The sequence below is a fragment of the Planomicrobium sp. CPCC 101079 genome (assembly GCF_007859275.1).
GTDB lineage: Bacteria > Bacillota > Bacilli > Bacillales_A > Planococcaceae > Planococcus.
In genome coordinates this window covers 1-24,146 of the sequence record NZ_VOHC01000032.1, presented here as the reverse complement: position 1 = coordinate 24,146, position 24,146 = coordinate 1, and the positions used below count along the sequence as shown (strand labels likewise).

Sequence of the window (24,146 nt, the reverse complement as noted above, 5' to 3'; positions counted from 1 at the left end):
ATATGAATAATTATACGATAAATTCGCAAGCGAATTTTTATAAATGTAAGGGAATCCTATTTTTTAGAAAAAACAAAATAATATTTGTTGACTAAAAATTCTTATTAATGCATAATAATACGATATTAGCATTAGCCATGTGCAGGATTTTTGTAGAAAGAAGCATTACGGAAAGATATGTTTGCCTATAAAAATTGGGTGGTGACCGGTACGTGGAAAAGAAGAGAATTGTCGTAAAAATAGGAAGCAGCTCTTTGATCAACGACAAGGGCGGGCTTTGCATGATGAAATTAAGGGAACATGTGGGTGCACTTGCCCGCTTGAAACAGTTTGGGCATGAAGTGGTTTTGATTTCTTCCGGAGCAGTGGCGGCTGGCCTTACAGACCTCGGCTATCTTTCACGGCCTGCAACAATCGAAGGCAAGCAGGCGGCTGCAGCGGTAGGACAAGGGCTTTTGCTGCAAGGATATACAGAAGAATTCAAAAAGCATGGCATTGTAGCGGCACAGTTGCTGTTAACGAAACAGAATGTTCTTTACCAGGATCAGTCGAAAAACGCTAAAGCAACCCTGTGTGAATTGGTGAAGCGGGATGTGCTGCCAATTATCAATGAAAACGATTCGGTTTCGATTGAAGGATTGACGTTTGGGGACAATGACATGCTCTCGGCGCTTGTCAGCGGTCTTGTGCAAGCAGATTTTTTAATCATCCTCACCGATATTAATGGCATTTACAAACAAAATCCACGGACAACCCCGAATGCCCAACGATATGATTTCCTTCCTGATATTCCAGTTGAACTGATAAATGCCACTTCATCGGAAGGTTCGGCAGTCGGCACGGGTGGCATGAAGTCGAAAATAGAAGCGGCTCGGACAGCCTTGGCTTCAAGTGTTCCGGTTTTTATTGGAACCGGCAACGGAGATGAAAAGCTGATTGATATACTGACGGGAAAAGGGGATGGCACGTATATCGGGAATCCCCCTAAAACGGCAGTTGGAAATTATAAGACAGCAGCAGGGCTTGAATAATAAACTGATTCAGCAAAAGAAAAGTGAGAGGGGCGCACAGAATGAGTGGAACAATAGAAGTCGCACAGTCCAATGAGCTGATCAAAAAAGCCAAGCAAGCGAAAGCGGCCGCTTCGGAATTGGCGAAAATGACAACAGACCAAAAAAATGCGGCATTGCATGCTATCGCGGCCGAACTGTTGGCTCAGCAAGATTTCATTTTAGCTGAAAACCAAAAGGACTTGGCCGCAGGAAAAGACGCGGGAATGAGCGACTCGTTATTAGACCGCTTGATGCTCAGCGGAGCACGGTTGAAGGATATGGCAGATGCCCTCGTTCAAGTGACGGAATTGCCAGATCCGATCGGTGAAGTGCTGGAGCAGTGGAATCGGCCGAACGGCCTTGCAATTTCCACGGTGCGCGTTCCGCTTGGCGTTATCGGCATGATTTACGAGGCCCGGCCAAACGTGACAGTTGATGCCTCAAGTTTGTGTTTGAAAACAGGAAACGCAGTCTTGCTGCGCGGCAGTTCAACCGCCATCCATTCAAACAAGGCGCTTGTCCAAGTGATTCATGGGGCGCTTGAAAAAAGCGATCTGCCGATTGATTCAGTGCAGTTGCTGGAAGACACAAGCCGCGAAACCGCAGCAGAAATGTTCAAATTAAATGAATACCTGGACGTTTTAATACCGCGTGGAGGGGCAAAGCTTATCCAGACAGTCGTGAAAAATGCGACGGTTCCGGTATTGGAAACCGGTGCGGGGAATTGCCACGTTTATATCGATGAGACGGCAGATCCTGAAATGGCCATTTCCATTGCTGTCAACGCAAAAACACAGCGGCCATCAGTCTGTAATTCTTGCGAAAGCATTATTGTACAAAAAAACTGGGCAGCCGGGCATTTGCCGGAACTGCTGGCTGCGCTGCAGGAAAAAGGTGTCCAAATTCATGGCGATGCTGCCGTACAGCAGCAAAGCGATCAAATTATTCCTGCTGGAGAAGAGGATTGGGGCACTGAGTATCTTGGGCTTGAAATCGCCATTAAGGTAGTTGAAACGATTGATGAAGCCATTTCTCACATCAATCAATACGGGACTAAGCATTCAGAAGCGATTGTTTCAACTACAGATGAAAATGTAGAGAAGTTTTTTATAGAGGTTGATGCGGCGGCGGTCTATCACAACGCCTCTACCCGTTTTACGGACGGATTTGAATTTGGATTCGGTGCCGAAATCGGCATCAGCACCCAAAAGCTTCATGCGCGCGGGCCGATGGGCTTGCCTGCGCTGACTTCAACAAAATATGTTATCCGGGGCAATGGACAAATCAAGTAAATAGTAAAAAATAAGGCCAGAAGGTGATCACTATTCGATTGCTTTCTGGCCTTGCTGTGTTGTTTTTGATAATCATATGACTTTTTCTCACAAGAACTTTTTATACAAAAAATAAAGGAATTAAGCCAAGGTAAACGAAAATAGATAAATGATAAAATGGATATTGATTTAGTGAAAGCCAGCGTGAAGTGTTGGCTTTCTTTCTGCTTGTTTATTATAAAAAAGAAATGGATGATCAAAAGGGATGGAAAAGAAAATGGTCGATTTACTGTTAAGAAATGCAACGGGAAAATTGATGAGTTCTATGATAAAAAGCAAGGCAAAGTATCATTTGGCACTCAGCAAAGCGACACCAATCATTACTGCACTGAATCCGCCTCCCGCCAATAAGAACAAAGTGGGGTCGGCATAAACTTTTTCTGCCATATCCAATTGGCCTAATACCCAAAAGTATACTCCTGCAACAGCCAGGTTAATAAGAGCGATCACCAAAATCCGAACATAACCGTTTTTCATTTTTGTACCTTCCTTTATTTGATAACTTTATCCTACAGAAAAAAAGTCATAGAAAGGTTCACTAAAAGGTCATCAGATTAAAGTGACTTTTGATAATTGGGGAACGAAATACTGCAGAGGAGACTAAATGCCGAGGGAATTGAACGGTTAAAGGCAGGTATAGAATTTTCATCTAAATAGTGGATTGAAAAGCTGGAAATGCAATTATTGAAGGTCTCTCGGACATGAAATTGAACTAGCAATTACAATATATAACACGAATTAGGTAATTAGTTTTATGAAATAACTGGAAAATAATATAGACGATAAGATCATTGTTCATCTATAATGAAAAAAAACTAGAAAAAGGCAAACTTCTCCGAAAGGGAAGGACGCAAAGCTATGAGCCTAACCGTTTCTTAAACGCATGGTTGTCAGGTTGCCTGGGTCTCCTATTGTGAGCCACGGCTTTCTATAGGAGGAAATAGAGATGATGAAAAAAATAGTGATGGCAGGTGTGATGCTATTGTTCTTATTTAGCCACAGCACTGGAAATGCAGAAGCGGCGGATCAGAATGTCCGGGCTACTTGGCTATGGAATCCATGGATGATTTATAGCGATGAGGCAGGGACTCTTGCATTTTTGGAAAGCAAACAAGTCAATAAAGTGTATGTTCAAATCGATGCTGAAATTCCACCGTCAGTGTACCGCAGTTTCATCGAAAAAGCTGGAGCAAAAGGAATGCGCATTTTTGCGCTTGATGGCGCTCCTGGGTGGGTCGCTCCAAATGGTGTTGTCTATCAAGACCAGTTAATGGCTTGGATCAAGACTTATCAAAACGGCTCAACTGCTCCGCAGAAATTCGCCGGCATCCATTTGGATGTGGAACCCTACTTATACAGCGGCTGGAACACGAACCAGGCAGCAACGGTCAAAGCATATCAAGCGTTATTGACGAAAGCGAAAAATAATGCCACAAGCTTGAACCTCCCTTTAGAAGCAGACATGCCTTTTTGGTTTGACGAAATTTCCTATAAAAACACGTATGGGAAAGGCATTCTTGCCGAGTGGGTAATTGCCAAAACGGATAGTGTCTCTATCATGTCTTACCGGGACACAGCACCGCTTATTATCGAACTTGTTAAAAATGAGCTGGCTTTTGGGCAGAAACATGGGAAAAAAGTTGTTGTCGGCGTTGAAACAGGACAAACGGATGAAGGCAATTCAATTTCTTTCTATGAAGAAGGTGAAGCCTTCATGAATGAGCAGCTTTCTGTCATTAACAGCCACTACGCAAACCATCCGGCATTTGGCGGCATCGCTATTCATCATGTCGACAGCTGGAAGACGATGGCTCCATAAAATTTAAAACTAAACTAAAAGCAATGTTTGCCGCACCGAGGCAACATTGCTTTTTTAAAAGGATATTTTACAAAAAAATACTTTATTTCTTTAGAAAATGATACACTAAATTTTTAACGTGTTTAGCCGTTTTTGTACAAAGGAAAAGAAAGTATAGTACCTAAATTCTTGAAGGGGAAGGGGAAGCCGGCCCATGCTCGATTTGTTTATTTGGATAGTTGCAGGTTTACTTGCTGCGCAACTGCTTATCTTATTTTGTTTGATCTTTTGGAAGGCAAGAGCGATAGGCTACGAAAATAAGGTCAACGAATCCCTAAATTCATTAAAACCGCAATACATCGAATATATTAAAGGCGAACGCCCGTCCGAACCAAGTCTGCCGAAAAGCAAAAGCATGCAAGTCATGGTTATGGAAAGAATGCTTGATGAATTTTACAGCGGAAATTATGGGGATTTGGAAGAGCGTAAGCTGAACCAGCTGGCGGAGAAATATTTAGCGGCCCATTATCGGCGGACGTTAAAAAAAGGAGGCTGGGCAGAGCGGATCAATGCTCTGTATTTCATCGAAGACTTTTACCTGCTTTCGCTGCGGGAAGATGCCTACCATCATTTTTTAAAGTTGAAAAGACAGGATGAAGAGTTTCGGCAATGCTTACGGGTTTGCGCTTCCCTTCAGGAAGAAAGAATCCTTCCAGTGATCGTTGAAAAAGAAGGGCTGTCGACTGGATTTATCAAAGAATTATTGTTTCGATTGAATGAGATATTGATGTGGAAGATACTAGAGAAAATTGAGAACAAGGACGATATAGCTGAAAACGTAGTGTTTGCTTTTATTACGTTTAATGGAGAACAAAAAAATGAACCGTTTTTCTCTTTTGTGGAGAAAAAAATATACGATGAACGAAAAGAAGTGCGTTTGAAAGCTATGAACAGCTTGTGCAATTACGGAAAAGTTTCCGATCCATTAATCCTAGATCCTTTTTTCGCTTCAGAGTACTGGGAAGAGCGGATGTATGCGGCGAAACTTGCCGGAGCATGCTATCTGCCCCAATATACGCAGACCTTATTGGAACTGCTTTCTGATGCTGTCTGGTGGGTTCGTTTTGCCGCAGCAGAAAACATTAAAAACTTCCCGGATGGTGAAGCTTTGTTGAGACAAGTTGCACTATGGGATGAGGATGCTTATTCCCGGGACATCGCTAAACATATGTTGACGAGAAGAGGGGGAATAACTGCGTGAATGGTGCTTTCTTTACTACAGTGATTGAATTTATTTCCTGGGCAATCATTTTTTATATGATCGCAGCTGGAGCTATTTATGTGATGCTTTTTTTAATTGCAAGCCCCCGAATAAGAAAAGAGAAAAAGCTGAGCCGGAATGAGCAGATTGAAGAATTATCGATCAACAAAGACACCTATCCCATCTCTATCTTGGTTCCTGCCTATAATGAAGAAGCGGGAGTCGTCAGTACAGTCAGATCACTGTTGTCGTTAAACTATCCGCAGTATGAAGTGATTGTGGTCAACGATGGATCAACCGATAGAACAAGCGAAAAAGTGATTTCGCAGTTTCAAATGGAACCGATTGAATTGGCGATCCGGACTTATTTTAAAACAGGAGAAATCACTCGGGCTTACCGTTCTGCTCTTCATCCGGAATTATTTCTGATTGAAAAAAAGAACGGCGGCAAGGCCGATGCCTTGAATGCCGGAATCAATTTCTCACGCTATCCTTACTTTTCTGCGATTGATGGCGATTCGATATTGGAAGAAGACGCACTTTTAAAAACGATGAAGCCGATCATCGATTCCGCTGGGCGCGTCACTGCCACAGGGGGAACCGTAAGAATTGCGAACGGCTGTAAAATCAACAAAGGGGTCATCGAAAGAGTGGCGTTGCCGCGGAAACCGTTAGAAATAATGCAGATTATCGAATATTTCCGGGCCTTTTTAATAGGCCGTCTCGGCTTTAGCCGAGTCAATATCTTGCTGATTATTTCTGGTGCATTCGGTGTTTTTGAAAAAAGCCGGGTTATTAAGGTCGGTGGTTATAAGACCGATACAGTAGGGGAAGACATGGAACTTATTGTCAGGCTGCACCGATCCATCAAGGATGAAAAATCGAAACAGCGGATTGAATATATCCAGGATCCGGTTTGCTGGACCGAAGCGCCGAGCACCATCGCTTCACTTCGTGCGCAGCGGATCCGTTGGCAGAGGGGATTGGCGGAAACGCTGTGGACGCATAGAAAGATGCTGTTTAACCCGAAATATCGGGGCATTGGCCTTTTTTCGTTCCCATACTATCTGTTCGTTGAATTGCTGAGTGCGGTTTTTGAAGTACTTGGTTATTTCATTATTATCGGAGGATTGGCTTTTTCATTCATCAATCCGGATATTGCTTTGGTGATGTTTTTAGTGATGGTCCTTTATGGTTCGTTGCTGTCTTCACTGGCGGTCTTGCTGGAAGAATGGACGTATCATAAATACCCTACAGTGGGAAGCATTGTCGTTCTATATCTTTATGCTTTAACGGAAACTTTCTGGTACCGCATTTTGATGAACTTTTGGCGGGTAAAAGGCCTGTTTTACGCATTCAAGAAAAAGTCTGTATGGGGCAACATGGAACGCAAAGGCGTTTTCTCAGAAGACTAAAAAAGGGAGCCTGTCATAGGCTCCCTTTTTAGTTTATTCAATTTCACCGAACGTTTTTTGCAGAATGTAGTAAGACTGCTTTAACCGTTCTTCTATTTCGGGCAACGTCCATTTTTCCCATGAATAACTTGCCGGTTGTTCGGCGTCGAATTTTTCAGAGGCATCGCCATTTTTCTTTGTCAGAGTTGCTGCGACGCCTATGCCTTCAACAGTGATCGACGATTCCAGTCCGTCTTTCCGCATATCTCCCATGAATTCCCGCTGGCTTGGATCTTTTGCATTCAGCAGCATCCACGGTATGCGGATTTCCAAAATGCCGGTTTCATCTGAATAATAATAGTCATTCAGAGAGTCATAAGCTTCGTCTTCAGGATTGGCAATGCCGAACTGCAGTTTGCCGGTTTCATACGAATCGAAAGGCAACACTTCTTTCGTATCCGGACGCACGATTTCTTTGTTTAGCGCCAAGCGGATCGGATGGAAATTAGTATTGATGTCCTCCTTGGCTTTTGGAATCATCTTCAAACGCTCGTAATAATCATAGTAAAAACTGTCATAGTCGCCGGCTACCAGCAAATGCCCTTGCTCTTTTTCTTCAATTTTCAAGTGGAAATCTGCAGTGAAGTCAGTGCCGGACAGCGCATCGACGGAAATGCCTTTATCTCTACGGACGTTAATGTATAAGTTGAAATCTTCTTCTTCCCACCAGCTTTTCTTTGTTGGATCGAATTCGGCCTTAAGGTAGACATAGCGTTCGTCTGAATCCATGGTCAAGTTTCTCATGGCACCTGCTTCTTTTTCATAAAGCAGCTGGCCGCCTTCCCAATCGTCTTCACCGTCTACTTTCACTTTATGGCGATCGAAGCTTAAAAGGCCGAATTGCTGTTCATTTGTTTGGGCGTTCGACCAAAATGGCCGTTGATCCGGATCGTCATAATCCATCGTATTCCAGGTACGTTTAAACCATTCATCTTGCCACGTAAACACCAATCCGCCCAGCACTCCTTCTTGAAGGATGTCCTCATAAAGTCGGCTGGCAATTTCACCTTGCTGCTTCTCGGATATAAATCCTTGGTTCCAGCCGAAAGGATTTTCGTGTGTCATTCCGCGGGAAGCGGGAACGCCGAATTCCGCGATTAGGATCGGCATGTCATGGGAGTCGTTCAAATCTTTCAAATAGCCTGCGTAGTTGTTTTTCTCTCCGCGGTGGTCAACGAATTCCGTGTACCGTTCCTCAAGATTCAAGAAATCAGGGTAGTAAGGATAAACATGGTAAGAAGCAAACATGCCGACTTTTTCTAGCTCACCTTTTGTCTTTATATGGTTTGGATCAACTGTTGCCATATCTTCTTGTTCGTTCGGTTCTGCCGGTTGCTCAATATTATCGGTTGTCACCCAGTTCGTGAAGCTAAGTGGGCGCATGCTCTGATACTCCGTTAATTCATATTCGGCAAGCATATCTAGTTGCTCGGCAAGCCAATGCTCCATCGGGGTAGCGTTCTCGGTATAAACATGCTTTCCATTGAAATCGCCTAAATCGGGATAATCCTCATCCATTTGCGCAACTGTCAATGGGAACCATTCAATACCAATCATCCAACCAATCACATAAGGGGAAATATCGGCATTATACGTTCCATAAGCATGGCCAGGTTGTTGTTCAACTTTAGCGTTGCCGTGTACAACATCAACCAATTTTTGGATTTCTGCCTGGAATTTCTCTGTGATTTCAGGCGCAAATGCATCCAAGGTTTCGACTAACGGCTCTTCATCAATCCAGACGCCGTGGTACAGATAGAGCGGCTCTTCTGCTGTCGCATTATAACGCGCAAAAGCTTCGTAAAAAGCCGGCGGATGGAGGGTATAGACACGTACTGCATTGGCGTTCATCTCGCCAATCGCTTGAAACCAGCGGTCATATTCTTCACGTGTAATTGCCGCTTCACCTGGGAAAGTTCCTGGCTTCGCCATTCCCATATTAACGCCTTTAATCGTGAGCGTTTCCCATTTCCCATCTTTATAAACTTCAAATTCCTGCCCGTTTATTCTAGAGGGATAGGAGACGCCATTTGTTTCAGCCATTGGCACTTGCGCTGTTTTTGGTGCCGGTTCTTTAGCATAAGTGTTCGCCAAGATGGTTTTCATCATTGGTGTATACGTTTTCCAATAGAAATTGCTTTCTCCGCCAAGCGCTTCGAACGATAGGAAAGAACGGATATTCGCGAAGGCGGCATACCGGTAAAAACTTGGCGTATCGCCGACATCTACAAAGTCCCCGGCAAAATAATATACATTCGACCGGTTTTTCTGCTGGTAGAGGACCGCTGGAAAAGCTTCAGGAATGCCGGCTTCTTTCAGTTTGGCTGCTCCTGATTCCTTCAAGTTCCACTGGTAATCGGCAAGTACTTCTGCTTCTGGAGCAGCTTCGTTTATGTCGAACCAATAATCGAAAGAAGGGCTTTTCTCGAGCGAGAAGTGTTCTTGCCCATTCTCTGTGAAGGAAACGTGCAATCCGCCAGGCCCTACTTCGCCTTGTTCTTCAGAAAGGACGACTACTGTTCCTTCAAAGTCATTAACAAGTACAAAGCCGCCGCCTGTAAAGTTCCAATCGTTGCCTTCTTCTTTTTCATAACTGGAGATGATCCATTGCGGAACTTCGGCTGCAGCCAAATCAACAAAATGCCGGCCACTCCAGCCGCTCCAGTCAAGGGCTAAGAATTCGGTAATGTCTCTTCTGACATTTTCAGATGTAGGGGAAGCGAATGTATTGAATTCGACCACCAAGTCAGCGCCATTCTCATTCACTTGATTTTTAATGGCTTGCCACTCTTTCATTTCCAATCCGCCGTGAAGAAGGGAAGAAGAACCTGGTTCTTTTTCTTCTGTTTGCCAAGGCAAGTCTTCTTCATAAACTCCGTATGTATCGGCCAGATAAATTAAATCCTTGCCTTCCAATGAATCGGGGACCGGAAGGGTTTCATAGGTTTTTGCAGCTTCATCCGGGGCAAACCCAAAGTAATCTTTGCTGGCTTCATATGAGTTCCCTTCCGAATTGACGTAGCGGTTGTGATTCAAAAGCCACGAAAGCCCTTGATGCTCCCTGTAGGTTTCGTTGGGGACTGTTTTATCGATAATCGCTACTTCCACGCTTTTTTCTTCTTTAAGGAACCAGATTAATACCGGCAACGCCAATACAATTCCGATGGCTAATATGGTCAAAAGAATCTTCTTCACTGTACTCACTCATTTCTTCTGGGAATAGATATACTTTAAGATATTATAGCTTAAAAGTGTTAAAAAATAGAAATTTTTGTTTATTAAATTCCTTGTATTTCCACAATAATTATAAGGTTGCACACAAAAAAGCTCCCGAAGCAAATCGGGAGCTTTTGATATGAGTAAAATTAATTTTGGACGCCTTCGCTTTCTTCCTGATAGACCGGAACCCATCCTTCAGTAGTAACGAAAATGCGGACAGCGACTACTTTGCGGTCTTCTGCCAATGTAAAGTAATGCGTGATATTCTCTGGAACCGAGATTAAATCACCAGGAGACAAGTGAACTTCAAAGAAGCGTTCGTCTTTTCCTTGGATGATGAAGACGCCATGGCCGCTGACAATATAGCGGACTTCATCGTCTGTGTGGATGTGTTTGCGCTGGAAGTTTTTCAGCAGCTCGTCCAATTTCGGGTTGGAATCAGATAACGAAATAATATCAGCTGCCTGATAGCCGCGGCGTTCTGAAATATCGTCAATTTCTGTTTTGAAAGCTTTTAAAATCTCATCTTTTTCTTCATCGCTTAGATCGAATTTTTCGCGCAGGTGCTCGGGCAATTTGTTGATATCCCAATGCTCATAAACGACTTCCTGTTTTTCCAAGAATGCTGCCACTTCGTTTTGCGCTTCGATTGTTTCGTTTGTTCCTTGAATTTTGATAATAGCCATTAAAATCTTCCTCTCTTATTTTGAATAAATTTGGTTAAGCGTTAATTGGTATTGAAATAAAAACTCACAGGCTTCAAGCAGCTTTTTAGCTTCAAAACCATCTTTTCCCCAAACGGTAATGCCGTGGTTCCGGATCAATACAGCTCCTTTATCAGTGCCGAGGTACTGGCCGAATTCTTCAGCGAGGCGTGGGATATCAGCGTAGTTCGGAATGATAGGAATGGACAGCAAAGCATCTTCTTCCCACATGCCAAACGCTTTGATGAGTTCTTGGCCTTGAAAATCTATTTTACCGTCATCACCGTACAATTCGGAGATAACGTTATTTGCTACTGTATGGACATGGAGACTGCATCCGGCAGTAGTTTTCGAATAGATTGCGCAGTGCAGCAATGTTTCAGCTGAAGGCTTTAAATGGGTTTTTTCCACCGGTTTTCCGGTTGCATCGACAAGAAGAAAATCTTCTGCCGTGCGCTTCTTTTTGTCTTTGCCGCTTGCCGTGACCAAGAACTCAACAGGTGCATCGTCCACTTTTATCGCCAGGTTTCCGCTCGTGCCCATGAACCAATCCCTGACAGCCAATTCATCTTTAATATCTGCGAGTTCGTTCCATCTTTCTTGAAGCACTGTCATAGTTTCACACCTAACCTCGAATCGATAATATCCATGACTTCATGGAAGTTGGTGAATGGTTCGTATGGAATGCCCAGTTCCTTGCATTTTTCGATAAGGAAATCCCGGGCAATCACGAGGTCGGCTTGCTTGGCTGCCTCTAAATCAGTGATGGAATCCCCGATGACAATGCTTGTTGCATCGCTGTCGAGTAAAGTGCGGATTATAGAAGGTTTGCAGCACCCACAGCCTTGGCTTGTACAGTCATTGTCGCAGCTATGCGGGTAATGAATGCGAATGGTCTCGCCTGAGAAATCCGCCTCATTGCAATAGACACCGGCGAAGGGCCCGAATGGCTCAAGCAAGGGATGGACGAAAAAGTCGATGCCGCCGCTGACAATATAAAGCGGTATATCGTGTTTTTTTGCATAAGCGACAAAGTCGCCGAACCCTTCCCGAATCTGGGCTTGCTGGAGCACATAGGTGATAATTTCGTCTTTCGCCGAAACCGGAAGAAGCGAAAACATCTTGGCAACGCCTTCACGTATGGAGAGAGTTTGTTCGAGTACACCGTCTTTGATTGGAAGCCATTCAGGCGGCGCAAATTTCTTCATAATGGCCATGATATTGTCTTGATCGGTAATCGTACCGTCAAAATCGCAAAATATGATCGGTTTGTTCATGTTGGTTACCCCCATAACTCAAGTGCTGTTTTTAATTCGGGATGCTGTTCCGCTGCTTCCGCCAGTTCGGTTCCCCTCAAGACGGCGTCTACGGCTTGCCTGAAGGCAAGGCCGCCTCCAGCAGCGCCGGCAGGATGGCCATGAACCCCGCCGCCAGCATTTATAATGCTTTCAACTCCGTAATCGTTCATCAAAAGCGGGACAAGACCAGGATGGATACCCGCCGAAGGGACAGGGAACGTCCGTTTTACGGCGCTTGGTTTTGTCAGTTCTTCGCCAAGCGCAAGTGCGGCAGATTTTTCAAGCGCTACACTTCCGTATGGTGAGGGGAACAAGGAAAAATCAGCGCCAACATACCGAGTCAACTTGCCAAGAGCCAGCGCTGTTGCAACTCCGTATAAGGGAGAAGAAGTGAATGCGCCACTGAATGCCGGATGGGCCATGAGCGGCAGCCCGATGCTGTCATCTTCAGCCAGTTCCTGCAGAACATCTAAGCCATATGCGTGGACGTTAAACAGGAGGGCGTCAGCGCCCAGCTCGCGCGCTTTCCGTGCTTTTTCTTTCAATTCGGAAGTCCGGCCAGTCAAATTGGCGGCGTACAATGTACGGTGCCCTGTTTCTTCATAAACTTGGCGCAGTACTTCTTTGCCGGTTGTAATCCGTTTTTCAAATGGCGTCAACGGATTTTCAAAAAGGATTTCATCATCTTTCACAAGATCAACACCGCCAAGCGCTTGTTGGCGAAGCTGATCTGCTAAATAATCGATGTCGCGGCCGATTACGCCTTTGAAAATGCTCATGACGAGTGGACGTCCGGTAACTCCGAGTTTACTGCGGATTCCATCAATTCCAAACCGTGGACCTGGAAAGTGGGAAAGCAGTTCGTCGTCAAATTCAAGGTCCAGCAGTTTTATTTCGCCGTCGAGTGACAATTTGCCGAAAACGGTTGTCAGGATGGCCGGCAAGTCGGGAGAAAAATTGACGCTCGGATAAGAAATTTTTACTTCCGCCCGGATTTGTTCCGGCTTTAACGGATGGCGGACTTCTTCAAATTCGGTTACTGAGACAACAGTTCCTTTATGGTGTTTTAATTGTTCCTGTTCCAATAAAGGGAGATCAGTCCATGATCCGACCGTCAGCCCAAGTGCAATGCCTTCCGCTTTCTTTCCAAAAGATCCGGCCTGTCCGAACAGCTGATACGTAGCTGTTAATCTGCTCAAATGATTTCACGCTCCTAGACAAAATAAAAACCTCTTCAAACAAGAAGAGGTTAAGGGCTTAACAACTTCTTATTTCTCAGCCTATAGGCTGCAAGAATTAGCACCGTGTCCGTGAATGGACCGGTTGCCGGGTATCATAGGGCTCGTCCCTCCACCTGCTCTAAATAAGAAAATATTTTATTGGGTTAAAATTTATTACTCAAATTAATTTTGATTATTTCACGCCCGAGTAATTCTGTCAATTATGTTCTTTCACAAAAATTTAGAACAATGTGATTGACACTCTATTCTGAACCGTGATAGTATTCATTATCGAGTCAACAAACAAAATTACATCATGAAATTACTACTCTTATCAAGAGCTGGCAGAGGGATAATGGCCCGATGACGCCCAGCAACCGACTGTAATACCGTTGTGAAACGGGGCGCTTTTGCGCCGGGATGATAATCCTGTAAGGCACGGTGCTAATTCCATCAAAGATGAAAATCTTTGAAAGATAAGAGGTGAAGAATCTCTTATTCTGCGCCTCTTTCTCAACCGAAAGAGGCTTTTTATATGCCGAAGAAAGGTAGATGACCATGACAACAACAGCAGCAAACCAATATAAAGCATTAACCGATGAGAGCGCCATTGCGCTGGCAAGAAGCTTGGATTTCTTCCCGGAAGGCGCCGAGCTGGAAAGCCAGGAAATCGGGGATGGCAACTTGAATTACGTGTTCAAGATTACGGACAGCAAAAGCGGCAAAGGCTTGATTATCAAGCAGGCATTGCCGTATGCCAAGGTAGTAGGTGAAAGCTGGCCGCTTACATTAAAGCGGGCAACTATTGAAGCAAATGCGCTAAGAAAACACGGTGAATTTGTCCCGGACCTGGTGCCGGCAGTCTACGCAACCAACGAAGAGCTCGCCTTTACGGTGATGGAAGATTTGTCTCACTTAACCATCGCGCGTGAAGGGCTGATCAGCGGGGAAGCTTATCCGAAATTATCAGCAGACATTGGCGAGTATTTAGCGAAAACATTATTCCACACATCCGATTTTGCGTTGCATCCATTTGAGAAGAAACGCCTGGACGCAGAATTTTCGAATCCGGAGCTTTGCAAAATTACAGAAGATTTGATTTTCACAGATCCGTATTTTGATCACGACACAAACGATTTCGAGCCGGAACTTCAAGAAGCTGTCGAAGCCATATGGAACAACGGGCCGCTGAAGCTTGAAGCGGCCAAACTAAAGAAAAGCTTTTTGACGGAAGCGGAAGCGCTATTGCATGGAGACCTTCACACCGGAAGCATTTTCGCGAGCGAGGCGGAAACGAAAGTTATCGATCCGGAATTCGCTTTTTACGGCCCGATCGGCTTTGACGTCGGATTGTTCCTGGCGAACCTGATTGCCCAAGCAGTTACACGGGAAGGCGAGGAGCGGGAAGTGGTTATTCGCCACATCGGGAACACGTGGGAAGTGTTTTCTTCTACTTTTTCAGAACTTTGGGAAAAGCAGGGGATTGAAGCATTTAAAGATACAGCAGGCTATAGAGAATTTATTTTGGAGAAAATCTTCCAAGACGCGATCGGCTTTGCTGGCTGTGAATTGATCCGCCGCACGATTGGGCTGGCTCATGTTAAAGACTTGGACGGCATTGAGGATTCAGAGCGCCGCATCCAATTGAAAAAGCAAGTGCTGCGGACTGGTGAAGCGTTAATAGTAAAACGCAAAGAGTTGCCGACAATTGCTGCAGTGATTGCGTTGGTTGAGGAGGAAAGCCGATGAGCATTCCATTATCCATCAAATGGACGAATCAGCAGCTTGTAATTTTGGATCAGCAAAAACTGCCCCATATCATTGAATACATCACACTGGAAACAATTGAAGATGTCTATGATGCAATTTTAAAGTTGAAAGTCCGCGGAGCGCCGGCCATCGGCATTACTGCCGCTTATGGATTGGCGATTGCAGCACAGCGGCATGAAACTGAGAGCTTGGAAGCTTTTCATCACTATGTAAGAAAAGATGCCGCTTATCTGGCGGAGTCTCGGCCGACGGCAGTGAACCTTGTTTGGGCGCTGGAGCGTTTGCTCGGAGCTGTCCAACAGGCGAAAACAGTTGGCGATGCGAAAGCGATTTTGATAGATGAGGCAGTGAAGATTCATCAAGAAGACGAAGAATCATGCCGAAGCATCGGGGAATATGCATTGTCATTGCTCGAAGGGCAAACTAAAGTCATGACGATTTGCAATGCCGGATCGATTGCCACTGCGAAATACGGTACGGCGCTGGCGCCATTCCATCTTGGAAGCGAACGCGGCAAAACGTTCGAAGTGTTTGCCTGCGAAACCCGTCCGGTATTCCAAGGTTCCCGCCTGACGGTATGGGAACTTCAGCAATCCGGCGTGGATGTGACACTCATTACCGACAGCATGGCGGCCCATACGATTGGGGCCAAAGGCATTGAAGCGATCATCGTCGGTGCTGACCGTATTGCGGCAAATGGCGATACCGCCAACAAAATCGGGACCCTCAATCTGGCATTATTGGCTGCGGCCTATCAAATTCCATTTTATGTGGCGGCTCCTGTCTCCACATTCGATTTATCGATTGAAAACGGCAAAAACATTACCATTGAAGAACGCCATCCGGATGAAATTACCCACATTGGCGGAGAACCGATCGCGCCAATAGGCACAAAAGTTTTCAACCCGGCATTTGATGTCACACCTGGCCACTTAATCACAGCCATCATCACGGAAAAAGGGATCATTCACCCGGAATACGATAAAAATATCCCTAGCTTGCTAGGGGCGTACACAGGAAAAGGGGAAACGAAATGAAAAAACATTCGCTTTGGTTATTATCAGCACTCCTATTAATCGGTATATTACTGGCAGGCTGCCAGCCACAAGGAAATGCCAGCGAACAAGCTGCCTCTGAAAACAAAGCAGCGGCTTCAGACCATCCGCTTTCAGGAAAGAAAATCGCCTTGATCATGCAGATTAACCTCGGAACATTTTCAGCTCAATATATTGATGGCGTGAAAGAGCAAGTCGAAAAGTTTGGCGGAGAAGTTACTGTCTTCACTTCAGACGGCGATTTGGCAAAAATGGCGTCAAACCTTGATGCAGCAGTCAACCAAGGCGTAGACGGCATCTTGATTGACCACGGAACAAAAGAAGCATTGAACCAAGGTGTTGAAAATGCGATTGAAAAAGGCATTCCGGTTGTTGCGTTTGATACTGGAGTAGAGGTAGAAGGCGTTGTCAACCTGCAGCAAGGCGACCAGGCTATGGCTGAGATGACTTTGGAAAAGTTGGCTGAAGATGCCAATGGCGAAGCAAATATCGTGAAAATTTGGGTCGCAGGCTTTGCACCAATGGAGAGACGCCAAGTGGCTTATGAAGAATTTATGTCAAACAATCCAGGCATTAAAGAAGTTGCGACTTTTGGTGCAGCTACCCAAAACACCGCTCTTGATACGCAATCACAGATGGAAGCTATCTTGAAACAATATCCAAACGAAGGCGATATTACTGCAGTATGGGCTTCGTGGGATGAGTTCGCGAAAGGCGCTGTCCGCGCCATTGAACAGGCGGGACGTACGGATATTAAGGTATACGGCATCGACATGAGCGACGAAGATTTGCAGATGATGCAAAAAGAAAACAGCCCATGGCTTGCTTCGGCAGCTGTCGATCCGATTGATATCGGCCGCATCCAAGTACGTTATTTGTATCAGAAAATCAACGGAGAAAATCCGGAAGAAAGCATTGTATTGGAGCCGGTTTTTGTTGATCAAGAAAGCCTTCCTGAAGAAACGATAACAACAGCTGAACTTAGCGAGTATGTCGAAGGCTGGGGATCAAGCGACCAAGGGTACACGGATGCTCTTCGGGAATTAGAAGGCCAATAATTTCTTGCGAAAAGAGCTGTCCGTTATGGGACAGCTCTTTTCTCAGAAAGGAGCAAGTCCATGAAAAACTACTTATTATCGATGAGCGGCATCCAAAAGACATTCGGAAAAGTAAAGGCACTTGAAAAAACAAATTTCCATTTGCAAAAAGGGGAAGTCCATGCCTTGCTCGGTGTTAACGGAGCCGGAAAAAGTACGCTTATGAAAATCTTATCGGGCGTCTACGAGCAAGATGGCGGAGAGTTGCTGTTAGAAGGAAAAAGCATCCGTTTGTCATCACCAAAAGCAGCAAAAGAACAAGGGATTTATTGTGTCTACCAAGAAGTGGACACCGCCATTGTGGCAGAACTATCAGTTGCGGAAAATATTTTGCTCGATACGTTTGTTTCCGGAAAAAATGTGTTCGTCTCCAAATCAAAGCTATACGCAAAAGCCAAAGCGGCATTGAAAGAATTGCAGGCAGAAAATATAGCGGTTCAGCAAAAAGCGGCTCGGCTGACATTGGCTGAAAAGCAGCTGGTGTTGATTGCCCGGGCGCTGGTCCACTCGGCTAAAATCATCATCTTCGATGAACCGACCGCTCCATTATCGATCCACGAAGCGGAAAAGCTTTTTTCGGTCATCGGTAAGTTGAAGTCTGAAGGAGTCAGCTGTGTTTTCATTTCCCACAGGTTGCCGGAAGTTTTCGAAATCAGCGACCGGATAACCGTTATGCGGGAAGGGACAGTAGTGGAAACTTTTGAAACGGCCCGCGCGGACCAGGACCAGATTGTAGGATCGATGCTAGGCGCTTCACTCAGCAACGAACTGATCAACAGGACGCATCCGATCGGTGCCCCGCTGCTGCAGGTAAATGGGCTGTCCGATAGCGAAAAACTGAAGGATATCACGTTTGAAGTTGCAGAAGGGGAAATTGTAGGGGTGGTCGGACTTGTTGGAGCCGGAAAGACCGAACTGGCCAAAGCCTTGTTCGGGGGGATGCATTTGACAAAAGGCAGCGTCCAGCTGGCAGGAAAAAGCCTGAAGCTGAAACACCCCGAAGACGCCATCAAAGCCGGAATGGCACTTGTTCCAGAGGAGCGAAGAAAAGAAGGGCTGTTCGTCCACGAGTCGCTTCAAACAAATGCATCGTTTCCGAACTTGCGAAAATTCTCCCGTGGGTTGTTCATGAACAAAGCGGCCGAAAAAGGCTTTGCTTCGGATATCATCAATCGTCTGCGCATCAAAACGGACAGCACGGAAACGCCGCTTGTCCATTTAAGCGGAGGAAACCAGCAGAAAGTGGCCATCGGCAAATGGATTTCTCTTGATTCGGCTTTGTACTTGTTCGACGAACCGACGAAAGGCGTCGATATCGGCGCAAAAGTCGACATTTTCAAACTGGTGCGCCAGCTTGCTGCAAGCGGCAAAGGCTGTATCTATTTTTCCAGTGAAATTCATGAGGCAATTGGAATATCAGACAGGATTTTAGTTATGTATAACGGGCAGATCGTGAAAGAGTTTTCGCGAGAAGAAGCGACCCAGGAAAGGATTTTGTTATATGCAAGCGGTGGAAAAGAAGAGCTCGGCGAAAGAAAACGCGATACAGTTTCTGTTTAAGTATGGAGCGATTGCGTTATTGGCTTTCATTATTTTGTATTTTAGCTCAATCAGCGAAGCGTTTTTAACTTATGGAAACTTCACAGATATATTGCGGTCAATTTCTATTGTGACGCTTTTGGCGCTTGGGGTGACATTCACATTAGTAGTTGACGGTTTTGACTTGTCGGTCGGCTCAACGATGTCGCTGGCGACAGTTGTGACCGCATCTCTTATGGTTTGGTACGAGCTGCCGCTGTGGCTCGTTTTGGTGCTGCCATTGCTTGTCGGTGTGGCCATTGGGGCCTTGAACAGCTTTTTGATCGTCGTCATCGGGATTCCCGATCTTTTGGCCACGCTAGGGATGATGTATATTGTGGCGGGTCTTCACCGGACTTATACAGAAGGCTATTCAATTTACAATAATATGCCGTTAACATCAGGCGGAACAGCGCCTGGGCAGCTGTCCGAAGCGTTCTTATGGATTGGGCAAGGGAAAATGCTCGGGTTGCCGGTGCCTGTTTGGATTATGCTTGTGATGGTATTGGCAACTTATGTTGTCCTGAATCATACACGTTGGGGACGTATCTTGCAAATGACCGGAGGCAACGCGGAAGCGGCGACGCTTTCCGGGGTCAACGTCAAAAAAGTGAAATTCGCAGCTTACGTAATATCGGGTGTTTTTGCTTCTATGGCAGGAATTCTGTTTACCGCCCGTGTCGGTTCGGGACAAATTGACGCCGGCGCCCCGTTGATGATGGAAGCTGTAGCGGCTGTATTCGTCGGTTATTCGGTGCTTGGGGCAGGTAAGCCGAATGCGCTTGGTACATTTTTTGGCGCGGCGGTTATCGGTATTTTGCTGAATGGCTTGACGATTTTGAACTTGCCTTATTATGCCTTTGATATTATCAAAGGCGGTGTGCTGGTCATTGCGCTCGCTGTGACGTATGTATACGCAAAACATAAATTTGCAAGAACTTGAGTTAGAAAGAGGCTGTCGAGAAATCGGCAGCCTTTTTTATTTGCTTAAGTAGTGGCTGTGACATAGCTCGATAAGATAACGCCGGTGCTTGTTGCTCTGCTTGTGCCTAAGGAAAATTTCTTTTGCGACTGTCCTACCTTGAATAGCCGCTTGCCTTCACCAAGCACCAGCGGGAAGACCATCAAATGGAGTTCATCGATCAAATCGTGCTCTAAAAGCAGTTGAACCAATCTGGCACTTCCATATATCAACATATTATGATCGTTTTGTTTTAGCTTTTGCACTTCTTCTGCAAGGTTTCCTTTAAGAAATGTGGCGTTCCATTCGGACGTTTCCAATGTTTCAGAGGCGACGAATTTTGGCAGGCTGTTCATCCGTTCTGCAAATCCTTCTTCGTCTTTCATTTTCGGCCAAGCTTCAGCAAATTCTTCGTAAGTGGTGCGACCAAGAAGCAAAGAATCACATGCAAAAAGCAATGTGTGCTGGAGATTAGCGATTTCATCGTTCCAGTAAGGTGCTGTCCAAGACGGTTCCTCGATTACCCCGTCCAACGTCATATACATCGATACAATAATTTTTCCCATAACGTCCTCTCCTTTTATTCAGTTTAATAAATAATTCTGCATCCTTGAAAAATAACCCTTTTTTAATTGTCTTCATTACTCCAAAAAGGAAGGGAATTCGGTTCAAGATAAAGAATTATGAGGTGAGTAGATTGGGAGAAATTAGAAAGAGGATGGAGAGGAGAGGTTCAGCATCTAGGGCAATACCGCCGGCAAGCCATAGGATGCAATTGAAGCAAAGTATGATAGGGGAAGCGGTTAACGTGGGAATCGCCTTCATCAAAGTAGCCAGTGTATACTTGCTAATCGGGGTCAGCTTAGGGCTTTATATGGGAATAAGCGAGAACTTCCAATATGCTCCCGTCCATGCGCATGTTAATTTGCTGGGGTGGGCGACCATGGCTTTATTTGGATTGGTCTATCATTACTTTCCTCGAGCAGGAGGAAGCAAACTGGGGAAAGTCCATTTTTGGCTTTACAACATCGGGGCCATAGCATTACTTTTGGGATGATCCTTTTTGCCAGCGGAAACGAAAATATTGCCCTTCCTTTAGCCATACAGGAGCTGTTTTAGTCATTATAGCCACGCTAATCTATTTAATTAATGTATTTAAAAATGTAAAAGCCGAAGCGCATTATTAATCTTGATGCCAGTCCGCCTAATAGCGGGCTGGCATTTTTCTGCAATCTTATCCATCTTGAAATAGGAAAAATTCTCTATACTTGCAGCCCTTAAGTTACATAAAGTAATATTAAGGTATTAGAAATCAGGGAGGAAGATAGTGTGGAATGCAATAGCTGTTCGGTTGCCAGTTTGAAATTCGAAATTCGGTTTGAAGGAGAGACAAATCTTTCAGAAATAGAACAAATTACCAATCATTTAGAGCGCAGAGAAATAATATATAGCATGAAAGAGCCTGTCTTGCAGACAGATGAAAAAGGCGCAAAGGAATTTCTGGATTTTTGTAATCATTTTCTTGAAAAGGATAAAGTGGCGTTCCGTATCAATAGAGAAAAATGGCAGCCGATTTCTGAGTTGCAAAATGTTTTTAATATGGAATGGATTGACGATGTGATTTCGAATGAACGGTTGATTTGCCATTACCAGCCGATAGTGACCGAAACAGAAGAAATTTTTGCATATGAACTTCTTTCCAGATTCCACAACAAGGACGGCTCGACGATTTACCCGAACGAAATTTTCCCTGCTGCCAAGAGCAGAGGCAGGCTATATGCACTTGACCGGATCTGCCGGATGACAGCGGTCAAACATGCTGTTCTTTTGAAAGATAAAAAAGCGTTCATTAATTTTATTCCGACATCGATCTATTCACCGGAATTTTGCTTGCGCTCTACGACAAATCTTGCAAACCAATTGGGTGTGAATCCAAAGCAATTGGTTTTTGAAGTGGTCGAAACGGAAAAAGTGGATGACGTGGATCATTTGAAAAAAATCTTGTCTTTCTATAAAGAAAAAGGATTCCAATATGCTTTGGACGATGTGGGAGAAGGGCATAGCACAATCGAACTGCTGGCTGACTTGCGCCCACATTACATGAAACTGGATATGCAATATGTCCAGGGAGTCGCAAATGATGTGTTGAAACAAGAGGTAGCCCTGAAATTTTTGAAGAAGGCTTCAGAAGTTGGCTCTATTCCGTTAGCTGAAGGCGTGGAGGAACGAGCGGACTTTGATTGGTTAAAACAACAAGGATACAAACTGTTCCAAGGCTATTTGTTCGGCAAACCTGCTGCGGCGCCATTGAAAGAAATGGAATACCAGGCATAAAAAGCGGGAAATCGGTTGAAAGGCCGATTTTCCGCTTTCTCATGGAGAAAATTGACTAAGGCCAGCCAAGGGCATATGCTTTGATTTATATACATATACTCTTGATAACTAAGGAGGAATGGCAGTGGAAAAAATCAGATGGGGCATTTTGGGGACAGCAAATATCGCGCGGACGGAATTGGTTCCTGCAATCATTCGCTCAAACAATGCCGAAGTAGGAGCAATAGCGAGCAGAAGCAGCAAAGTTTACGAAGTGGCAAATGAATTGAACATTGAAAGCGCGTATGAATCATATGATGAACTGCTGCAAGATGAAGAAATTGACGCTGTTTACATTCCGCTGCCAAACCATTTGCATAAAGAATGGGTTTTCAAGGCAGCACGTAAAGGCAAACACGTTCTATGCGAAAAGCCTGCTGCATTAACAGCTGAAGAGGCTGAAGAAATGGTGGAGGTCTGCAAAGCCCATAATGTGAAGTTCATGGAAGCCTTCATGTACCAATTTCATCCACAGCACCAGCGTGTACGAAGCATTATTGCTTCAGGTGAAATTGGGGAAGTCATGTTGTTTAAGTCCAGCCATTCATTTTATTTTGCAGAGCGGGCAGGTGACATCCGGATGATGAAAGAAGGCGGCGGCAGCATTTACGATGTCGGCTGTTATTCCATCCATGCCATCAGGAGCATCTTGCGGACCGAACCGGTTGAAGTACAGGCATATGCGGAACTAGACCCTGAGGCTCAAGTGGACGTGTCAGCCTATAGTTTTTTGAAATTGGAAAACGGGGCAAAGGCGGTCCTCGACTGCAGCTTTGATATGGTCGACCGCAATGAATATGAAGTGGTGGGGACAAAAGGTTCCATCAAAGTGCCTTTCGCGTTCCGTCCAGACCATAATGGTGGATTGGGGCATGTCATTGTGCAGACAGGCACGTTTAGAAGAGAGGAAAAAATTTACGGGGATATTTACAGGATGGAAGTGGAGCACTTTTCGAAAGCGATTTTAGAAGGCTTGGAGCCTGCATATTCCGGTGCTTCTACGATTCAAAATATGCGCGTAATTGACGCCTGCTATGAATCGATCCGGACCGGGGAGCGGGTAAAAGTAAAGCGGTAGCAACAGAAAAGTTTCATCAATCTGGAAGCTTCTTATTTCCGGCATAGGCATCATGCTTGGACTAATCGTCAAGGTGTCTATGCAATTGCGAAACAAACAGGAAGATTGAGCAAAGGAGAGGAATGGCCGTGTTATCATTCGATCCAAAAGAACAGACAGAACGCGAGAATTACAAGTTGCTGATTGGCAGTATCGTCCCAAGGCCAATTGCTTTTGTTATAAGCAGATCGGCGAATGGGCTGTTGAATGCGGCGCCTTTCAGCTATTTTAATGTAGTATCGTCAGATCCGCCGATGATTTCCATTTCTGTTCAAAGTAGAGCAGGAACTCCAAAAGATACAGCGCAAAACGCTATCGAAACGGGAGAGTTTGTTGTCCATGTCGTTGATGAATCCAACGTGGAGCAAGTCAACAGGACGGCGGCTTCCTTGCCTCCCGATGAAAGCGAGCTGGACTTGACGGATTTCACATTGACAGAAAGCGAAGCCATAACAGTCCCGGGAGTAAATGAAGCGAAAGTCCGTTTTGAATGCCGCTTGGAGCAAGTGGTGGAACTTGGAGGCACGCGCCTGCTCATCGGCAAAGTGGTTCGTTTTCATGTGGACGAATCCATTTACGAGAACGGCCGGATCCATCATGAACTATTGAAACCGGTAAGCCGTTTGGCTGGCACGAATTATGCGAAGTTAGGCGAAGTGTTTTCCATCGATCGGCCGAAATAACAAAAACCGCTTGAGATTTGAATGGACTGACCCGTTAATTTGAGACATAAGAAAAAACACCTAGACTGCCATTGTCCGGTATTCAACCGGAGAGTGGCAGTTTAATTTTTGGAACGGTCGGATGTAGTTGTAATAATACATGTAATCTTCAACTTTTTGTTGTACAATGGCAGTG

21 protein-coding genes, 1 pseudogene and 3 riboswitches are annotated in these 24,146 nt (G+C 45.0%); of the genes and pseudogenes, 14 read left to right on the top strand and 8 right to left on the bottom strand.

Going from position 1 to position 24,146, the window contains the following annotated elements; all coding sequences use genetic code 11:
* Positions 1–212: 212 nt before the first annotated feature.
* Both proB and FQV28_RS17415 read left to right on the top strand, forming a co-directional pair.
* Positions 213–989, top strand: a pseudogene (gene proB, locus FQV28_RS17420) (glutamate 5-kinase); the annotation flags it as partial.
* A gap of 83 nt (positions 990–1,072) precedes the next feature.
* On the top strand, positions 1,073–2,344 hold the full coding sequence (locus tag FQV28_RS17415) for a glutamate-5-semialdehyde dehydrogenase (protein WP_146497790.1): 1,272 nt from the start codon (positions 1,073–1,075) through the stop codon (positions 2,342–2,344).
* 327 nt (positions 2,345–2,671) lie between these two features.
* Here FQV28_RS17415 and FQV28_RS17410 read toward each other — a convergent pair whose 3' ends face one another.
* Positions 2,672–2,860: a hypothetical protein gene (locus tag FQV28_RS17410; RefSeq protein ID WP_146497789.1), complete on the bottom strand. Its 189-nt coding sequence runs from the start codon at positions 2,858–2,860 to the stop codon at positions 2,672–2,674.
* A gap of 337 nt (positions 2,861–3,197) precedes the next feature.
* Positions 3,198–3,286: riboswitch (cyclic di-GMP riboswitch) on the top strand.
* A gap of 43 nt (positions 3,287–3,329) precedes the next feature.
* On the opposite strand from FQV28_RS17410, the gene FQV28_RS17405 reads away from it, so the two are divergent.
* The 3 genes from FQV28_RS17405 to FQV28_RS17395 all read left to right on the top strand — a co-directional run bounded on the left by FQV28_RS17405 (position 3,330) and on the right by FQV28_RS17395 (position 6,857).
* Positions 3,330–4,202, top strand: a complete 873-nt coding sequence (locus tag FQV28_RS17405) for an amidase (RefSeq protein WP_255472999.1) — start codon at positions 3,330–3,332, stop codon at positions 4,200–4,202.
* Between the two features lie 193 nt (positions 4,203–4,395).
* Positions 4,396–5,442 carry a HEAT repeat domain-containing protein gene (locus FQV28_RS17400; RefSeq protein ID WP_146497788.1) on the top strand — a complete coding sequence of 349 codons (1,047 nt, stop codon included), beginning with the start codon at positions 4,396–4,398 and terminating at the stop codon, positions 5,440–5,442.
* Positions 5,443–5,498: 56 nt separating this feature from the next.
* Positions 5,499–6,857, top strand: coding sequence for a glycosyltransferase family 2 protein (locus FQV28_RS17395; RefSeq protein WP_146497938.1), 1,359 nt, complete (start codon positions 5,499–5,501; stop codon positions 6,855–6,857).
* A 33-nt stretch (positions 6,858–6,890) separates the two neighbouring features.
* Here the strand turns inward: FQV28_RS17395 and FQV28_RS17390 are convergent, their stop codons facing one another.
* The 5 genes from FQV28_RS17390 to mtnW form a co-directional block, all read right to left on the bottom strand.
* Positions 6,891–10,091, bottom strand: coding sequence for a hypothetical protein (locus tag FQV28_RS17390; protein ID WP_146497787.1), 3,201 nt, complete (start codon positions 10,089–10,091; stop codon positions 6,891–6,893).
* Between the two features lie 170 nt (positions 10,092–10,261).
* Positions 10,262–10,801 (bottom strand): 1,2-dihydroxy-3-keto-5-methylthiopentene dioxygenase, encoded by a 540-nt coding sequence (locus tag FQV28_RS17385; protein WP_146497786.1) that lies wholly within the window; start codon positions 10,799–10,801, stop codon positions 10,262–10,264.
* A 15-nt stretch (positions 10,802–10,816) separates the two neighbouring features.
* A complete protein-coding gene (locus tag FQV28_RS17380) occupies positions 10,817–11,434 on the bottom strand; it encodes a methylthioribulose 1-phosphate dehydratase (RefSeq protein ID WP_146497785.1) in 618 nt (205 codons plus the stop codon).
* Positions 11,431–12,096, bottom strand: a complete 666-nt coding sequence (locus FQV28_RS17375) for a 2-hydroxy-3-keto-5-methylthiopentenyl-1-phosphate phosphatase (RefSeq protein WP_146497784.1) — start codon at positions 12,094–12,096, stop codon at positions 11,431–11,433. The genes FQV28_RS17380 and FQV28_RS17375 overlap by 4 nt, the downstream gene beginning before the upstream one ends.
* A 5-nt stretch (positions 12,097–12,101) precedes the next feature.
* On the bottom strand, positions 12,102–13,316 hold the full coding sequence (gene mtnW / locus FQV28_RS17370) for a 2,3-diketo-5-methylthiopentyl-1-phosphate enolase (RefSeq protein ID WP_146497783.1): 1,215 nt from the start codon (positions 13,314–13,316) through the stop codon (positions 12,102–12,104).
* A gap of 66 nt (positions 13,317–13,382) precedes the next feature.
* A riboswitch (SAM riboswitch) is annotated at positions 13,383–13,487 on the bottom strand.
* A 178-nt stretch (positions 13,488–13,665) separates the two neighbouring features.
* Positions 13,666–13,820: riboswitch (SAM riboswitch) on the top strand.
* A 75-nt stretch (positions 13,821–13,895) separates the two neighbouring features.
* Here mtnW and mtnK point away from each other — a divergent pair.
* Genes mtnK through FQV28_RS17345 form a run of 5 tightly spaced genes read left to right on the top strand, consistent with a single transcriptional unit; the run spans position 13,896 to position 19,780 of the window.
* On the top strand, positions 13,896–15,086 hold the full coding sequence (mtnK, locus tag FQV28_RS17365) for an S-methyl-5-thioribose kinase (RefSeq protein ID WP_146497782.1): 1,191 nt from the start codon (positions 13,896–13,898) through the stop codon (positions 15,084–15,086).
* Entirely contained in the window at positions 15,083–16,144 is a 1,062-nt protein-coding gene (mtnA, locus tag FQV28_RS17360) for an S-methyl-5-thioribose-1-phosphate isomerase (RefSeq protein ID WP_146497781.1), read from the top strand. The genes mtnK and mtnA overlap by 4 nt, the downstream gene beginning before the upstream one ends.
* A complete protein-coding gene (locus FQV28_RS17355; RefSeq protein WP_146497780.1) occupies positions 16,141–17,220 on the top strand; it encodes a sugar ABC transporter substrate-binding protein in 1,080 nt (359 codons plus the stop codon). Before mtnA ends, FQV28_RS17355 begins: the two co-directional genes overlap by 4 nt.
* Before the next feature lie 60 nt (positions 17,221–17,280).
* Complete coding sequence (locus FQV28_RS17350) at positions 17,281–18,819, top strand: sugar ABC transporter ATP-binding protein (protein ID WP_146497779.1); 1,539 nt, start codon at positions 17,281–17,283, stop codon at positions 18,817–18,819.
* Positions 18,761–19,780 (top strand): ABC transporter permease, encoded by a 1,020-nt coding sequence (locus FQV28_RS17345; RefSeq protein WP_146497778.1) that lies wholly within the window; start codon positions 18,761–18,763, stop codon positions 19,778–19,780. Before FQV28_RS17350 ends, FQV28_RS17345 begins: the two co-directional genes overlap by 59 nt.
* Before the next feature lie 44 nt (positions 19,781–19,824).
* On the opposite strand, the gene FQV28_RS17340 is transcribed toward FQV28_RS17345, so the two are convergent.
* Positions 19,825–20,364, bottom strand: coding sequence for a dihydrofolate reductase family protein (locus FQV28_RS17340; protein WP_146497777.1), 540 nt, complete (start codon positions 20,362–20,364; stop codon positions 19,825–19,827).
* 203 nt (positions 20,365–20,567) lie between these two features.
* Here FQV28_RS17340 and FQV28_RS17335 point away from each other — a divergent pair, with 203 nt between their 5' ends.
* The 4 genes from FQV28_RS17335 to FQV28_RS17320 all read left to right on the top strand — a co-directional run bounded on the left by FQV28_RS17335 (position 20,568) and on the right by FQV28_RS17320 (position 23,971).
* Positions 20,568–20,855 (top strand): cbb3-type cytochrome c oxidase subunit I, encoded by a 288-nt coding sequence (locus FQV28_RS17335; protein ID WP_255472998.1) that lies wholly within the window; start codon positions 20,568–20,570, stop codon positions 20,853–20,855.
* 272 nt (positions 20,856–21,127) lie between these two features.
* Complete coding sequence (locus tag FQV28_RS17330) at positions 21,128–22,132, top strand: EAL domain-containing protein (RefSeq protein WP_146497776.1); 1,005 nt, start codon at positions 21,128–21,130, stop codon at positions 22,130–22,132.
* 118 nt (positions 22,133–22,250) lie between these two features.
* Positions 22,251–23,249 carry a Gfo/Idh/MocA family protein gene (locus FQV28_RS17325; protein ID WP_146497775.1) on the top strand — a complete coding sequence of 333 codons (999 nt, stop codon included), beginning with the start codon at positions 22,251–22,253 and terminating at the stop codon, positions 23,247–23,249.
* Positions 23,250–23,377: 128 nt separating this feature from the next.
* Positions 23,378–23,971 (top strand): flavin reductase family protein, encoded by a 594-nt coding sequence (locus tag FQV28_RS17320; protein WP_146497774.1) that lies wholly within the window; start codon positions 23,378–23,380, stop codon positions 23,969–23,971.
* 60 nt (positions 23,972–24,031) lie between these two features.
* On the opposite strand, the gene FQV28_RS17315 is transcribed toward FQV28_RS17320, so the two are convergent.
* On the bottom strand, positions 24,032–24,139 hold the full coding sequence (locus tag FQV28_RS17315; protein WP_370455119.1) for an IS3 family transposase: 108 nt from the start codon (positions 24,137–24,139) through the stop codon (positions 24,032–24,034).
* Positions 24,140–24,146: the final 7 nt, after the last annotated feature.